This window comes from Vibrio sp. FE10 (assembly GCF_030297155.1).
In the GTDB taxonomy this organism is placed as follows: domain Bacteria; phylum Pseudomonadota; class Gammaproteobacteria; order Enterobacterales; family Vibrionaceae; genus Vibrio; species Vibrio apostichopi.
The window spans coordinates 2,371,258-2,386,620 of record NZ_AP028067.1; the positions used below are offsets into that span (position 1 = coordinate 2,371,258).

The following is a 15,363-nucleotide window of genomic DNA, read 5'->3' on the forward strand; positions in this document are numbered from 1 at the left end:
AATTACACAGAAATACACAAAAACACGGCCTTGTTCAGTTTTGTTAGGGAAATTAAGCAGAATGAACCAACAACTTACTGTTACCAAGCGTAACGGGCGCAAAGAAACGATTGATTTAGAGAAAATCCATCGAGTGATCACATGGGCAGCTGAAGGCTTGCACAATGTTTCTGTATCACAAGTAGAATTGAAAGCTCACATTCAGTTTTACGATGGCATTACCACAACTGACATTCATGAGACAATCATCAAGTCAGCAGCGGATTTAATCTCTGAAGAGACTCCTGATTACCAATATCTAGCAGCACGTCTGTCAGTGTTCCACCTACGTAAAAAAGCGTACGGTGAATACGAGCCGCCTGCTCTTTATGACCACGTTGCAAAACTGGTTGATATGGGTAAATACGATAGCCACCTTATGGAAGACTACACGAAAGCTGAATTCGAAGAGCTTGACGCGTACATCGACCACAAGCGTGACTTAAACTTTTCTTACGCGGCGGTTAAGCAGCTTGAAGGTAAATACTTCGTGCAGAACCGTGTAACAAAAGAAATCTACGAGAGTGCTCAGTTCCTTTACATCCTAGTTGCTGCGTGTTTGTTCGGTAAATACCCGAAATCAACTCGTCTGGATTACATCAAACGTTTTTACGACGCCTCGTCTACGTTTAAGATTTCTCTACCTACACCGATTATGTCTGGTGTACGTACGCCTACTCGTCAATTCAGTTCATGTGTACTGATTGAGTGTGGTGACAGCCTTGATTCTATCAACGCAACAGCAAGCTCTATTGTTCGTTACGTATCTCAACGTGCTGGTATTGGTATCAACGCAGGTCGTATCCGTGCGCTTGGTTCTGAAATCCGTAATGGTGAAGCGTTCCACACTGGTTGTATCCCTTTCTACAAATACTTCCAAACAGCAGTAAAATGTTGTTCTCAAGGTGGTGTTCGTGGCGGCGCAGCAACCGTGTTCTACCCACTATGGCACGGTGAAGTTCAGTCTCTACTAGTACTGAAAAACAACCGCGGCGTTGAAGAGAACCGTGTTCGTCACATGGACTACGGCGTACAGCTGAACAAGCTTATGTACTCTCGTCTTGTTCAAGGTGGCAACATCAGCCTGTTCTCACCTTCTGACGTACCTGGCCTTTACGACGCGTTCTTCGAAAACCAAGAGCGTTTTGAAGCGCTTTACGTTAAGTACGAAAACGATCCTTCAGTGAAGCGTGAAACGGTTAAAGCCGTTGAGCTTTTCTCTCTGCTAATGCAAGAGCGTGCTTCTACTGGTCGTATCTACATTCAGAACGTTGACCACTGTAATACACACAGCCCGTTTGATTCTGAAGTAGCTCCTGTTCGTCAATCGAACCTATGTCTAGAAATCGCGCTACCAACTAAGCCGCTTTCTAACGTTGAAGATGACGAAGGTGAGATTGCACTATGTACGCTTTCAGCGTTTAACCTAGGCGCAATCAACGAGCTTGACGATCTGGCTGAGCTTTCTGAATTGGTTGTTCGTGCTCTAGATGCACTACTTGATTACCAAGACTACCCGCTTCCAGCAGCACGTAAGTCGACAATGAACCGTCGTACTCTAGGTGTGGGTGTAATCAACTACGCATACTACCTAGCGAAGAATGGTGTTAAGTACTCTGATGGCAGCGCAAATGGCCTGACTCACCGTACTTTTGAAGCAATTCAATACCACTTGCTAAAAGCGTCTGTTGACCTAGCGAAAGAGCAAGGCCGTTGCCCATCTTTCCACGAAACCAACTACGCGAAAGGCCTACTGCCAATCGATACTTACAAAAAAGATATCGACTTAGTATGTGAAGAGCCACTGCACTACGATTGGGACACGCTACGTGAAGAGATCATGGAGCACGGCCTACGTAACTCTACACTGACAGCGCTTATGCCTTCTGAGACTTCGTCTCAAATCTCGAACGCGACTAACGGTATCGAGCCACCACGTGGTTACGTATCAGTGAAAGCATCGAAGGACGGCATCCTGAAGCAAGTGGTTCCTGATTTCCTAAATCTTAAAGAGAACTACGAGCTACTTTGGAACATTGGTACTAACGATGGTTACCTGCACTTAGTGGGTATTATGCAAAAATTCGTTGACCAAGCTATCTCTGCAAACACTAACTATGATCCAAGTGTTTACGACAGCGGTAAGGTACCAATGAAGCAGCTGCTTAAAGACTTGCTAACAGCGTACAAGTACGGTGTTAAGACGCTTTACTACCATAACACTCGTGATGGTGCTAAAGACGACCAAGGCGATGCAGTTCAAGTGCCGGAAGAAGATTGTGAAGGCGGCGGTTGTAAGATCTAAACCGCAATAAACATTAAGACCCCAGAGAAGTTATCTTCTCTGGGTTTAAAGCATTAACAGGGTTCGTTTTATTACGGGTCCTTAAAGGATTTGAGGCATTTATGGCTTACAGTACTTTTTCTCAACAAAAAAATGACCAACTAAAAGAACCAATGTTCTTAGGTCAGTCGGTAAACGTTGCACGTTACGACCAACAGAAATTCGAAATCTTCGAAAAGTTGATCGAAAAGCAGCTTTCTTTCTTCTGGCGTCCAGAAGAAGTAGACGTGTCTAGCGACCGTATCGACTACAACAAGCTTCCTGAGCATGAAAAGCACATCTTCATCTCTAACCTGAAGTACCAAACACTTCTAGATTCTATCCAAGGCCGCAGCCCTAACGTTGCCCTACTTCCTTTGGTATCACTGCCAGAAGTTGAAACTTGGATTGAGACATGGTCATTCTCTGAAACGATTCACTCTCGTTCATACACGCACATCATCCGTAACATCGTGAATGATCCAGGCGTAGTATTTGACGACATCGTTGAAAACGAAGAGATCCTAAAGCGTGCGAAAGACATCGCCTTTTACTACGACGATTTGATCAAGCTAACGGCTGACTACCACCGCTACGGTGAAGGCAACCACAACATCAACGGCGAAGACGTTAAGATTTCACTTCACGACCTGAAGAAGAAGCTTTACGTATGTCTAATGTCGGTAAACGCACTGGAAGCGATTCGTTTCTACGTGAGTTTTGCATGTTCATTCGCATTTGCTGAACGTGAGCTAATGGAAGGTAACGCGAAGATCATCAAGCTAATCGCTCGTGATGAAGCACTTCACCTTACTGGTACACAGCACATGATCAACTTGCTGCGTAATGGCCAAGATGACTTCGAATTCATGCAGATCGCTGAAGAGTGTAAGCAAGAGTGTTTCGACCTATTCAAAGAAGCGGCAGAGCAAGAAAAAGAGTGGGCAGAATACCTATTCAAAGATGGCTCTATGATTGGTCTGAACAAAGACATTCTTTGCCAATACGTTGAATATATTACCAATATCCGTATGCAAGCGGTTGGTTTAGGTACTGCTTACCCAGAAGCAACATCGAACCCAATCCCATGGATCAACGCATGGTTATCTTCAGATAACGTACAAGTTGCTCCACAAGAAGCTGAAATCAGTTCTTACCTAGTTGGTCAAATCGACAACGAAGTAAAAGCTGACGACTTTGAAGGATTTGAGCTGTAATGCCAACAATCAAAATCAACAAGCTGACTTCGATTGAATCTAACCCGTCGAATACTCTATTGGAAACAATGGAACAAGCGGGCTTAGAACCAGAATACAACTGCCGAGATGGGCACTGTGGCGCTTGTCGTTGCACGTTGGATTCTGGTGAAGTTGAGTACGTTGGTTTTGCCATGGCTTACACACAAGGCGACGAGATTTTGCCGTGCATCTGCAAAGCAAAAACTGATTTGTCGCTGAGTAACGTGATTCACAGAAGCAAACAGAAGCGCGCCTAAGCTATTCCGCTAAAGTTCGATTTGCTTAGTTTTATTCTGTTTGCTTTCGCTTGAGATAGAATCACGTAAGTTCAAATGCTTTATTTTTGAAACGCTTTAGGTTTAAAGCAACGCTTCTTCAAAGATAACAAATGTAAAAAAGGGTCTGCTTCCTCTTGGAATGCGGACCCTTTTTCTATTCATACCTTTAGGCCTCTGAGACCAACTCACCTATAACTCAATTTAAGCCTTACTGTTAACCATCTACCACCAAACCCTGACGTTTACTGTTGAGTCAGGTTCAGAGTCACGGAGCCAATATAACAAGCACTTCGGCACTCTCCACAGCCATTACACTTATCTTGAACTACCGTAGGCAACTCCCCAACTTCAATGTGTATCGCAGCCGCTGAACAAGCGGTCTGGCACGCATTGCAATCCATTTGCATGTAGTTGTTGCAGCTATCCGCAAAGCTAGGCTTTAGGTCTATATAGGGCGTGACCGTTTGATGAAGTGCGCCAGTCAAGCATACTTCACTGCACTTATTACACATCGAACAACTGTTGTAATCCAAATTTAGCAGCGCACTGCCCTCTAGCATCTCAATGACGCTATTTGGACACGCTTGCTCGCACAAACCACAACCATCGCAAAGACGCTCAAACAGCACCTCATCGACAGCTCTTGGTGGCCTTGCATGTAGGCGCTGCGATTTCTCTTCATAACTCGCAGCGGCTTTAACTGGTTTAGAGAGCCGAGTTAAGAAACCACGCCTATTTGAATTTATTTGTTCAGACATTAATCGATATATAACTTTTTAATGGCAACGTTTAAATTATATTCAGATGTTAATTGCTTAAGCCAATCTATTACATCGTTTGATAGCTTCTTATAAAAAGATAACTCTGATGCTGAATTAAATTTTTCCAAATAAACAGAAGACCAAGTTAATAAATGAGACTCTAACAATTCACGAGCTGAATCAATATTATTGTTTTCTAACAAATACGCATGTGCGAGCAGCATTAAACCAAATTGGTCTTCTGGCTCTCTTAAGCCTGTATCTAATTCTATATGATTCAATTCTAGAAACTGTCGATACTCTACAGTCGATGCGCCAAACACAATACGGTCTTTATCGAGATAAACAGAACCCCAAGGCGGTGCTGGCATGTCTCCAACACCTTCAAACAGTCGACTGAACTCTGCAGCTAGCGCATCTGCCTGTTCGTTTTGGAGTGCCAGTAAACAATCTTCTGATAAAACTTGGCTCTCTACTAAGGCCTGAACAATATCTATTAACTGTTCTTTATTAGTTGCTTGATAAAATAATGAACCGAGCAACTTATGCGTATCAATAATCATTCTTATTTATACCGTAATTGGTTTAACGATAATTATATAAATAATACGATTGGATTCTTTGATCTATTTTATACATTCGATTCATAATATTTTAATTCCGATCTTATTTGATGCCAATCAATCAATAATTAGAAATAAAAACATAGAGACCAAACTACCTATAAAGTGCTAGTCATCAATAACAATAGGCATCTTAGAATGACGAATAAGAAAGAATCTGGGGTAATGAATCTTACTCGAAGAGGCTTCATGAAAGCTTCTTCTGCGGTAGGTAGCGCAGCCGCACTCGCGGGCGGTATCGCTTTACCTTTCAAATCCAAACCAGTAGCAGCTGCGGTTGCTGAAAGTGTGGATGAGAAAATCGTATGGAGTGCATGTACTGTAAACTGTGGCTCTCGCTGCCCATTACGTATGCATGTGCAAAACGGTGAAATCAAATACGTAGAAACCGACAACACGGGTACTGACGAATACGGTCATCACCAAGTTCGTGCTTGTCTACGTGGTCGCTCTATGCGCCGCCGTGTTTACAACCCAGATCGCCTGAAATACCCAATGAAACGTGTGGGCAAACGTGGTGAAGGTAAATTCAAACGTATTAGCTGGGAAGAAGCTTACGATGAAGTTGCTGGCACCATGCAACGCCTGATCAAAGACTACGGTAACGACACCATCTACCTAAACTACGGTACAGGTACACTTGGCGGTACGGTGACTAAGTCTTGGCCACCAGCACAAACGCTGATTGCTCGTCTAATGAACTTAAGTGGTGGTTACCTAAACCATTACGGTGACTACTCAACAGCGCAAATCGCGAAAGGCTTGAGCTACACCTATGGTGGTTGGGCAAACAACAACTCCTTCTCTGATCTAGAAAACACCAAGCTTAACATCCAGTTTGGTAACAACCCTGCTGAGACACGTATGTCTGGTGGCGGACAGATCCACCACTACGTTGAAAGCAAAAACAAATCAAACGCAAGAACGATCATCATCGATCCACGTTACACCGATACTGCCGGTGGTCGTGAAGATCAATGGATCCCGATTCGTCCTTCTACGGATGCTGCTTTGGTTGCGGGTCTTGCGCATGTAATGATCACTGAAGACCTTGTCGACCAACCGTTCTTAGACAAATACTGTGTCGGTTACGACGAGAAGACCCTTCCTGCATCAGCACCTAAAAACAGCGACTACAAATCTTACATCCTAGGTTTAGGTGAAGATGGCGTAGAAAAAACGCCTGAGTGGGCTTCTAAGATCACAGGTATTCCAGTTGATACCATCGTTAAGCTTGGTCGTGAAATGGGCACAGCAAAACCGTGTGCAATCCACCAAGGTTGGGGCCTACAACGTACTGCGAACGGTGAGCTAGCTTGTCGTGCAATCGCAATGCTGTCGCTACTAACCGGTTCTGTTGGTGTATCAGGTGGTTCTACAGGTGCTCGTGAAAGTGACATCAACATTCCATTTGTTCGCTTCCCTACCGTGCCAAACCCAGTTGAAACTTCCATTTCAATGTTCATGTGGACAGATGCGATTTACCGTCACGATGAAATGACTGACATCACTGATGGTGTTCGCGGTGCAGAGCGCCTGAAGAACCCAATCAAGATGATCTGGAACTATGCAGGTAACTGTATTATCAACCAGCACTCAGACATCAACAAAACCCACGCAATTCTTCAAGACGATACCGCGTGTGAAATGATTGTTGTAGTCGATAACCACATGACTTCTTCTGCAAAATACGCCGATATCATCCTGCCTGATTTAACAACATCAGAGCAAGACGACTGGTGTATGGACGGTAAAGCGGCGAACATGCCTTACTTCATCTTCGCGCAGAAAGCGATCGAGCCTCAGTTCGAAGCGAAATCTATCTACGAGATGTGTTCTCAACTGGCGAAGCGCATGGGCGTAGAAAAAGAGTTCACAGAAGGCCGTACTCAAGAGCAATGGATTGAGCACCTTTACGCAGAAACTCGTAAGAACGATCCAACGCTACCAACCTTCGAAGAGATGAAAGAGCTGGGTATCTACAAACGTAGCTATGACCACCACTACATCGCTTATGAAGATTTCCGTAAAGATCCTGAAGCGAACCCACTGACCACACCAAGTGGCAAGATCGAGATCTACTCAGAGCAACTGGCTGATATCGCGAAGACTTGGAAACTGAAAGAAGACGAAGTGATTCACCCACTTCCCGTTTACGCGGACTCTTTTGAAGGTCACAACGACCCACTGGCTGCGAAGTACCCACTTCAGCTAACCGGCTTCCACTACAAGGCGCGTACTCACTCCACTTACGGTAACGTTGCAGAAATCAAAGCAGCAGCTCCGCAAGAGTTGTGGATCAACCCTATTGATGCGAAAGAACGTGGTATCGAAAACGGCGACATGGTGAGTATTTTTAACGACCGTGGCGAAGTTCATATTCCAGCGAAAGTGACACCAAGGATCCTTCCTCGAGTTGTCGCACTAGGCGAAGGTGCATGGTACGCACCCGATGGTCAGAAGATCGACCATGCAGGCTCTATTAACGTGCTGACCACTCAGCGCCCGAGCCCACTTGCTAAGGGGAACCCTCAGCATACAAACCTAGTTCAAATCAAAGCGCTAAAGAAAGCATAAGGTAGGTTGGAATGAAACAATACGGCTTTTACATTGATTCAAGTAAATGCACGGGTTGTAAAACCTGTCAGCTTGCTTGTAAAGATTATAACGATCTAGACATCAAAACGAACTACCGTCGCGTATACGAATACGCCGGTGGTGGCTTCACTCAAGATGGCGATACCTGGGTTCAGAAAGATGTCTTTTCTTACTACCTGTCTATCGCTTGTAACCACTGCACTAACCCTGCATGTGTGAAAGTGTGTCCTTCGGGCGCAATGCACAAACGTGATGAAGATGGCCTAGTTGTGGTTGACGAAAGTGTGTGTATTGGTTGTCAGCACTGTAGCAATGCGTGCCCTTACGGCGCACCGCAATACAATGCGAAGAAAGGTCACATGACCAAATGCGATGGTTGCTACCAACGTGTTTCTGAAGGCAAACAGCCTATCTGTGTTGAATCTTGCCCACTTCGTGCATTGGAGTTTGGTGAAATCAACACACTTCGCGAGAAGTACGGATCTGGTGCAGACGTGGCGCCACTGCCATCTTCAACCGAAACGCTGCCAAACATCGTGATTAAGCTGAACAAAAACGCGAAGCCTACTGGCGATACCAGTGGTCACCTAGCAAACCCGAAGGAGGTTTAAGATGATTTTTCATGAGTGGTCTTTGATCTTCTTTACGGTACTGGCGCAAACAGCCGTGGGTGGTTACTTACTTATTGGCGCACGTGCACTGGTACTTGGTCATGACGAAGAGAAACTGAACAGCTACAAGGTTCCAATGTTCATTCTGTGGGCATTGATGGGTCTTGGTTTCATGTTCTCGACAACGCACCTTGGTTCTCCACTGCGCGCGTTTAACGCTTTTAACCAACTAGGTTCTGCTTGGTTGTCTAACGAAGTGTTCTTCGGTGCGGCATTCTTCGCTGTCGGTGGCCTGCAATGGCTATTGTCTGTGGTTAAGAAAGGTGGCGTTGCTATCCAGAAAGCACTGATGGTCGGCGCTATGGTACTGGGTGTTATCTTCATGTACGCGATGATCAACGTATACATGATCAACACAGTACCGACTTGGGACAACATCTACACACCGCTAAGCTTCATCATGACCATGGTTGTGGGTGGCTTACTGCTGTCTCAATTCGTGATTGTGTTCGCCAATGACAGCCGCTTCACAGTTGACCGCAACATCACCATGCTGGCTGTTATCGCAGTCGCGATCAGCTTGCTTGTGACAGTCGGAAAACTGAACCTAATCGGTGATATCCAAACTTCAGTAACTAAAGCCTCTGAGTTGGTTGACGGTTTAGGCAGCTATGTGATTCTTCAAGTGGCATTGCTGATGGCAAGCTTACTGATTTGGATTCTACCTATGCTGAACAAAGCAAAAGTGAACCCAGTAAACCTAGGCCTAGCATTGGTACTGTTCTTAGCTTCAGAACTCATTGGCCGTGGTTTGTTCTACAGTCTACATATGACAAGCGGTTTGTGATCACGCATACGTGTAAACATCGCAGCTTGTCTGGTTATCTAGAAGGCTAGATAAACAAAAGGCCCAACACCTATTTAGATGTTGGGCCTTTTTATTTGTTCTGACTTAACCTTAGTTCAAGAGGTCTTGGCTCAAGAGAACTTGGTTAACTAATAGAGCTACTTACTTGATGATCGCCGAAGGGATAAACATATCCTTCACACGTTTTAATGAAGAGTAATCACCAAACATAGGTTTGTTGTCTAGATGTCTTCTCAGCATATCTGCCGCAACGGTTTTGATTATAGTTCGTGCATCTTCGCGGTTGTATTGGCGGTAAAACTCAAGCACTTGACCCCACTCACCCGCTTCGCTCGACAGTGCAATGCTGAATGTGTTGCCTTCCAACTTGCCCGTCACCAAGGCTAATTCAGTCCCGCACTTTTCTCTTGTTGCGCCAGCCAATGCAAAAGTCGCCGCCAATGGGTCACTCTTTTCGAGCTCACTCTCTTTTGGTTCAGCCGTCACCCATGAATGACCAAAACAATCTTCAACCTGCTCATTCGATTGTAACCAAGCCGACAATGCGCCTTTGGTCGACACTTCAGAAACAGATAGGGTCTTCTTTCTCTCAGCCATGATGTGTCCAATATGGTCAATCATCGGCTCATCAACGCTCACTACATTACTCTCTAACAGCTTGTACACCATTTGTAGCAGCTTAACGCGCGTTTCTAAGCCTGACTTAGGCCCAAACAATTTCACCTCAATGAACGGCAGATAAGAGCGATAACCCAACTCATAACCTTCAGGCAATTTCAATTGGTCCAACACATCAGAGATACCCGACTCAGATAAGCCAAAGGTAAATAGTCGACTGCATTCAGAGGCAACTACTTGAGGGTAAGCGCGTGACAAATCAGGCAGGATTTCAAAGGTCACCATACGCTTGAATTCACTCGGTACGCCCGGCGTGAAATAGAACGTCGCATCGTTGATTTTCAGCTTGAAACCACACGCAGTACCGACTGGGTTATCGACAATCTCAGAGCTTGCTGGCAACAAGGCTTGTTTAAGGTTGCTGTCAGGCATCGGCATACCACGTCCAGAAAACATCTCTTCCATGCGGTCTAGCCATTCAGGGAACATGACTAATTTCTGCTCTGACGCTGCTGCAGCGGCGGCCGCACTCATATCATCCGTTGTTGGCCCTAACCCGCCATTGACGATAACCACATCATAGTTAAAGCTCAGCATCAGCAGTTCTTCAATGAGAGCATTCATTTGGTCACCCACAGTGGAACGTTTGGCGAGAGCAAAGCCGTGTTGGTAGAACTCTCCAGACATCCAAGCTGCGTTTGTGTCTACAATGTCTCCATGAAGAACTTCTTCACCTGTGCTTAACATTGCGATTTTCGTCATATTTCTATCCCTTGTGGTCATAAAAAGACACTGCATTATTCATAAACTGGTCTATGGTTGAATTTGAGACATTCCAGCTTTTCACAAATATTATTAATGTTAAATCTAAGGTTTTCTTAGGAAAAGCGATAAATTATTAGTTCCCTAAATCAGGCATTTAATAGATAATTGTGACTCTGATCAATTCTTAACTTCTCATGGAGACCCTTGTGGCCAAATCACCGTTACTAGCGAAGGTTACTGCTGCATTTTCAATGCTAATGTCAGTTAACTCGGTTGCAAGCCAATACGACTTCGACCAGCCAATCAACCTTTCTTATTCGGATGAATGTGCTCAAGACTACTGTGTTAATGATAGCTTGTACACCTACAAGCCAAGTGCCAATTACGCACTGAGCGAATCAAGTGATGAGTATGACTTCTCAATCCAACAACCAAAACATATGTTGGTGAGTCAAGAGAAGGATTGGGATTATCTAATGGGTCAAACCTACACCATTCTTGGCCTAAGTGTCGCTACAGTGGGTCTAATGACTCTGCTACCTGAAAGTATCACTAAGTGGGATGATGACCAACGTGATATCAGTTCATTAGGTAAAAAGTGGAAAGATAACGTGTCTGAAGGCCCAGTATGGGACCGCGATGAACACTTCCTAAACTACGTGATGCACCCATATTTTGGTGGTGTTTACTACACCGCAGCTCGACACGCAGGTTACGATGAGTTTGAGTCTTTCTTATACTCTTGGACCATGTCGACATTCTTCTGGGAATACGGCGTAGAAGCGTTTGCTGAAGTACCATCATGGCAAGATCTGTTCATCACACCATTCTTTGGTGCGGTTGTCGGTGAAATGATGCTAGAAGCAGAACAAGACATCGTTGCTTCAGGTGGTGAAGTGATGGGCTCTCAAACCATGGGTGATGTGTCTCTATTCTTCCTAAACCCTGTTGGCCACATCCACTACTGGGTAAGTGACGCTTGGGGCGGTGACGCAGAAGTTAACCTGAATACTAACCCTTGGTGGGACAACCAAGACGCCGCTCGATTCGCTTACGATGCTGGCGCACGATACGATTCTCAGTTTGTTGGTATGAACTTCAAAGTCACGTTCTAAACCAGCATCCACATTATTTGCTAAGTTGTTTATTCCGTTACTTACTAAGCCGTTTACTCGTTACTTGCTAAGCTTCTGAACCACAAATAACTGCGATAACTCTTCTAAAAAGCGGCTCTCGAGCCGCTTTTTTTGTGCCCTACTCTTCATTCTCTTTTTTTGTATCGAAGCTTAGTTTCAAAAATTGACGTAGGTCAAACATTGTTCGATGTAAACTTCTACACTGAAATTAAAGAACTTTATCGCGTGATATCAAACATTTAATTAGCAACGATTAATTGAGACTTTGGGGGCTGATATGAACAGTACATTTATCGTAAACTTTATCGGAAAAGCATCACCAGCAACAATCAAGCAACTTGCTGCGGTTACTCACGAAAACGACGGGAAATGGCTCATCAGTAAAGTGAACTTTATTGAAGACCAAGTCGCAGGCGTACTCAAGGTTCAACTTCCAGCCATCAACGAATCCATTGTCAAAGAAGCGTTCAGCGCCAATGCTGACTTGATCGTGCAGTTTGTTGATTCAGACCATACTCACAATGCACAAGATACAATACATCACCTACGACTCGACTCGAACGACCGAGCAGGGATCGTCAACGAAGTAACACATGTATTGGATAGACAAGGGATCAGCATTCTCGATATGGATTGCCACCGAGTCTTCATCGCTGGTGGCGGAGGTGTCAGCTCAAGCCTATTTACTTCCAAGATTGCCGTTAAGCTACCAATCGAAGTCTTGATTGATGATGTCGTCAACGAGCTAGAAACGCTCAGTGAAGATACTCGTGTGATGATTGAGAACTAACAGATAGCACTTAACTTCTATCCTTACTGTTGTTTTTAGATAACAGTTATCTAAAAACAAAAAAGAGCAGCTCATCGGCTGCTCTTTTTATTATTCTGAAACTATGACTCAGTTACTTAACTGACCACTGTGACAGAGAACGCTTGAAGTCTTCATAGCCAAACTCATTCAGCTTTTGAATTTCGCCATTGCTGCGCTCGCAATAGATCGATGGCATCTTCAAACCATTGAACCAGTTCAGTTTCACCATGGTGTAACCCGCACTGTCCAACAAATGAAGCTTTTGACCAATCTTCAACGGCTCATCAAAGCTTGCTTCGCAGAACTGGTCGCCCGCAAGGCATGAACACGAACCAATCACATAGTCATGGCTACCGTTTTCAGAGGCTTCCAATACCGATGCTGGTTCATTGTAGATAAGCGTATCAAGGCGATGAGCTTCGGTTGCCGAATCGACAATTGCCGTTTTCTTCACGTTCTCTACGATATCAACCACTGTCACAACCAAGTCAGTTGTTTTAGTGATGATGGCTTCACCCGGCTCAAGGTACATCTGCACGCCGTGCTTTTCAGAGAAGGCTTTCAGCGCAAGACCCAGTTTCTCGATGTCATAGCCCGGCCATGTGAAGAACACACCGCCACCCATGCTCACCCAATCTAACTTATCTAGGTGATCGCCAAACTGTTCTGAGATTGAATCAAGCAGACCAATAAAGGCATCGACATCTTTGTTCTCACAGTTCATGTGGAACATCACGCCATTAATCTCGTCGAAGATCTCAGGCTTAATGTGGTCAGCCTGAACACCTAAACGAGAGAATTGACGCGCAGGGTTCGCTAGGTCTTGCCCTGCATAGCTCACGCCCGGATTTAAACGTAAACCCAGCGAAGCCTTACCTTCCACAATATGACGGTAAGCAGCAAGTTGACTTTGAGAGTTGAAGATCATCTTGTCGCAAATATCCGCAACTTCTCTCACGTCACCTTCACTGTAACCCACACTGTAAGCGTGCGTTTCACCACCAAAAGTTTCGTGGCCAAGTTTCACTTCATATGGACCAGAGCTTGTCGTGCCATCGAGGTAAGGTTTGATGATGTCAAACACACCCCATGTCGAGAAACACTTCAGTGCCAATACCAACTTCACACCTGAAATCTCTTTCAATTGCTTAGCTATCTCTAAATTCGCAATCAACTTGTCTTCGTTGATCATGAAATAAGGCGTTTTTAGTTCGTTGTTTTGCATGTTAATACCTTGCGGCCCTCGAGTTCACGAAGACACATGATAATCGAACAAAGCCGACGCTAATGCGTCGGCTGAAATTATACGTTCTCGTCAATCATATGACTTTGAATGGAATTCGCAGAACTTTGCCCTTATCGCTAGGACATCGCGCGGAGTTTACGAACGTAAATGAGCACGATGGACAACGCGATGAGGGCAAAGAGCCAGAAATTACTTCAAAGTATGGATCAGAGGTAAACCGGCTGTTGGCTCTAGCTCTTGAACATGCCAATCTAGACCGATCTCTGGCATCGTTGCTAGGAACGGGTCTGGGTTTAGCTGTTCCATGTTGAATACGCCTTTATCAGCCCATTCGCCACGGAAGAACTGAAGTGCAGCAGTAATCGCTGGCACACCGGTTGTGTAAGAAATCGCTTGGTGTTCTACGTCTTCGTAAGCCACTTCGTGGTCTGCGTTATTGTAGATGAATACGCTGCGCTCTTTACCGTCTTTTTTACCTTGAACCCAAGTACCGATACACGTTAAACCTGTGTAACCCGGAGCTAGAGAGGTTGGATCTGGTAGCAATGCTTTAAGAACATGAAGAGGCTGAACCACTGTACCATCGTGCAATGTTAGCGGATCTGGGCTTAGAAGGCCGATATCACGCATGCAGTTGAAGTAGTTCAGGTAAGCATCACCGAAGCCCATCCAGAATTCGATACGCTTAGCTGGGATGAATTCCTTCATTGAACGCACTTCATCGTGCGCCATTGAGTACACTTTATGAGAACCACAGTTCGGGAATTCAAACTCAAGCATACGAGAGTGACAAGGTACTTGTTTCCACTCTTCATTTTCCCAGTAGAAAGAGTCGCCTTGGATCTCAAGCATGTTGGTTTCTGGGTCAAAGTTTGTCGCAAACTTCTTGCCGTGGTCGCCAGCATTCACGTCCATCACGTCAATTGAGTCAATCTCATCGAACAAGTGCTTAACCGCGTACGCTGCAAAGATTGATACCACACCTGGATCGAAACCAGCACCAAGAATACCTGTGATGCCCGCTTCAGCGAACTTCTCACGGTAGCCCCACTGCCAATCGTAAGCTTGTGGTACTTGTTGGCCTTCAGAACATAGGTCAACCGCTACCGATGTATCTAGGTAAGAGACTTTAGATTGGTAACACGCTTCCATGATCGCCATGTTTACCCAAGGAGGACCAGCATTGATCACAAGATCAGGCTTAACTTCTTTAATCAAAGCAACAAGCGCATCAACATCGTCAGCGTCTACTGAACGTGCTTCTAGTTTCTTAGTTGAATCTTTAAGGTTGTTTTTACCTTTGATCGATTCGATGATTTTTTCACATTTCGCGATTGTGCGCGAAGCGATTGTGATATCACCCAGTACTTCGTTATTTTGTGCTGCTTTATGTGCAACAACCCAACCAACGCCGCCTGCACCAATTTGTAGAATAGCCATAGTATTAA

The 15,363-nt window shown here is 44.9% G+C and carries 13 protein-coding genes; 8 read left to right on the plus strand and 5 right to left on the minus strand.

The window, feature by feature from the left end:
* Positions 1-61: 61 nt before the first annotated feature.
* From nrdA to yfaE, 3 genes are all read left to right on the plus strand, one after another.
* Positions 62-2,344, plus strand: a complete 2,283-nt coding sequence (gene nrdA, locus QUF19_RS10535) for a class 1a ribonucleoside-diphosphate reductase subunit alpha (RefSeq protein WP_076669905.1) — start codon at positions 62-64, stop codon at positions 2,342-2,344.
* Positions 2,345-2,445: 101 nt separating this feature from the next.
* Complete coding sequence (gene nrdB, locus QUF19_RS10540; protein WP_004733365.1) at positions 2,446-3,579, plus strand: class Ia ribonucleoside-diphosphate reductase subunit beta; 1,134 nt, start codon at positions 2,446-2,448, stop codon at positions 3,577-3,579.
* Complete coding sequence (gene yfaE, locus QUF19_RS10545) at positions 3,579-3,857, plus strand: class I ribonucleotide reductase maintenance protein YfaE (RefSeq protein ID WP_017632068.1); 279 nt, start codon at positions 3,579-3,581, stop codon at positions 3,855-3,857. Before nrdB ends, yfaE begins: the two co-directional genes overlap by 1 nt.
* A 263-nt stretch (positions 3,858-4,120) precedes the next feature.
* Here yfaE and napF read toward each other — a convergent pair whose 3' ends face one another.
* A complete protein-coding gene (gene napF, locus QUF19_RS10550) occupies positions 4,121-4,636 on the minus strand; it encodes a ferredoxin-type protein NapF (protein ID WP_286292987.1) in 516 nt (171 codons plus the stop codon).
* Complete coding sequence (locus tag QUF19_RS10555; RefSeq protein ID WP_286292989.1) at positions 4,636-5,202, minus strand: molecular chaperone TorD family protein; 567 nt, start codon at positions 5,200-5,202, stop codon at positions 4,636-4,638. Before QUF19_RS10555 ends, napF begins: the two co-directional genes overlap by 1 nt.
* Before the next feature lie 198 nt (positions 5,203-5,400).
* Between QUF19_RS10555 and QUF19_RS10560 the strand changes: the two genes are divergently transcribed.
* The 3 genes from QUF19_RS10560 to QUF19_RS10570 are packed head-to-tail and all read left to right on the plus strand — an operon-like array spanning position 5,401 to position 9,318.
* Complete coding sequence (locus tag QUF19_RS10560; RefSeq protein ID WP_286292993.1) at positions 5,401-7,839, plus strand: DmsA/YnfE/YnfF family dimethyl sulfoxide reductase; 2,439 nt, start codon at positions 5,401-5,403, stop codon at positions 7,837-7,839.
* An 11-nt stretch (positions 7,840-7,850) separates the two neighbouring features.
* A complete protein-coding gene (locus QUF19_RS10565) occupies positions 7,851-8,471 on the plus strand; it encodes a DMSO/selenate family reductase complex B subunit (RefSeq protein WP_004733360.1) in 621 nt (206 codons plus the stop codon).
* 1 nt (position 8,472) lies between these two features.
* Positions 8,473-9,318, plus strand: coding sequence for a dimethyl sulfoxide reductase anchor subunit family protein (locus QUF19_RS10570; RefSeq protein ID WP_286293017.1), 846 nt, complete (start codon positions 8,473-8,475; stop codon positions 9,316-9,318).
* A gap of 162 nt (positions 9,319-9,480) precedes the next feature.
* Here the strand turns inward: QUF19_RS10570 and QUF19_RS10575 are convergent, their stop codons facing one another.
* Positions 9,481-10,719: a CinA family nicotinamide mononucleotide deamidase-related protein gene (locus tag QUF19_RS10575; RefSeq protein ID WP_286293020.1), complete on the minus strand. Its 1,239-nt coding sequence runs from the start codon at positions 10,717-10,719 to the stop codon at positions 9,481-9,483.
* A gap of 209 nt (positions 10,720-10,928) precedes the next feature.
* Here QUF19_RS10575 and QUF19_RS10580 point away from each other — a divergent pair, with 209 nt between their 5' ends.
* Both QUF19_RS10580 and QUF19_RS10585 read left to right on the plus strand, forming a co-directional pair.
* Positions 10,929-11,837 carry a DUF3943 domain-containing protein gene (locus tag QUF19_RS10580; RefSeq protein WP_286293022.1) on the plus strand — a complete coding sequence of 303 codons (909 nt, stop codon included), beginning with the start codon at positions 10,929-10,931 and terminating at the stop codon, positions 11,835-11,837.
* 298 nt (positions 11,838-12,135) lie between these two features.
* Positions 12,136-12,648, plus strand: a complete 513-nt coding sequence (locus QUF19_RS10585; RefSeq protein ID WP_102434831.1) for a glycine cleavage system transcriptional repressor — start codon at positions 12,136-12,138, stop codon at positions 12,646-12,648.
* Between the two features lie 112 nt (positions 12,649-12,760).
* On the opposite strand, the gene nspC is transcribed toward QUF19_RS10585, so the two are convergent.
* Together nspC and QUF19_RS10595 are read right to left on the minus strand one after the other, a co-directional pair.
* Positions 12,761-13,894, minus strand: coding sequence for a carboxynorspermidine decarboxylase (nspC, locus tag QUF19_RS10590; protein ID WP_286293027.1), 1,134 nt, complete (start codon positions 13,892-13,894; stop codon positions 12,761-12,763).
* 210 nt (positions 13,895-14,104) lie between these two features.
* Positions 14,105-15,355: a carboxynorspermidine synthase gene (locus tag QUF19_RS10595; RefSeq protein ID WP_004733354.1), complete on the minus strand. Its 1,251-nt coding sequence runs from the start codon at positions 15,353-15,355 to the stop codon at positions 14,105-14,107.
* Positions 15,356-15,363 lie beyond the last annotated feature (8 nt).

Bases quoted from the DNA above. Each gene is read 5' to 3' on its own strand.
- nrdA (WP_076669905.1), top strand. From the start codon at position 62: ATGAACCAACAACTTACTGTTACCAAGCGTAACGGGCGCAAAGAAACG.
- nrdB (WP_004733365.1), top strand. From the start codon at position 2,446: ATGGCTTACAGTACTTTTTCTCAACAAAAAAATGACCAACTAAAAGAA.
- yfaE (WP_017632068.1), top strand. From the start codon at position 3,579: ATGCCAACAATCAAAATCAACAAGCTGACTTCGATTGAATCTAACCCG.
- napF (WP_286292987.1), bottom strand. From the start codon at position 4,636: ATGTCTGAACAAATAAATTCAAATAGGCGTGGTTTCTTAACTCGGCTC.
- QUF19_RS10555 (WP_286292989.1), bottom strand. From the start codon at position 5,202: ATGATTATTGATACGCATAAGTTGCTCGGTTCATTATTTTATCAAGCA.
- QUF19_RS10560 (WP_286292993.1), top strand. From the start codon at position 5,401: ATGACGAATAAGAAAGAATCTGGGGTAATGAATCTTACTCGAAGAGGC.
- QUF19_RS10565 (WP_004733360.1), top strand. From the start codon at position 7,851: ATGAAACAATACGGCTTTTACATTGATTCAAGTAAATGCACGGGTTGT.
- QUF19_RS10570 (WP_286293017.1), top strand. From the start codon at position 8,473: ATGATTTTTCATGAGTGGTCTTTGATCTTCTTTACGGTACTGGCGCAA.
- QUF19_RS10575 (WP_286293020.1), bottom strand. From the start codon at position 10,719: ATGACGAAAATCGCAATGTTAAGCACAGGTGAAGAAGTTCTTCATGGA.
- QUF19_RS10585 (WP_102434831.1), top strand. From the start codon at position 12,136: ATGAACAGTACATTTATCGTAAACTTTATCGGAAAAGCATCACCAGCA.
- nspC (WP_286293027.1), bottom strand. From the start codon at position 13,894: ATGCAAAACAACGAACTAAAAACGCCTTATTTCATGATCAACGAAGAC.
- QUF19_RS10595 (WP_004733354.1), bottom strand. From the start codon at position 15,355: ATGGCTATTCTACAAATTGGTGCAGGCGGCGTTGGTTGGGTTGTTGCA.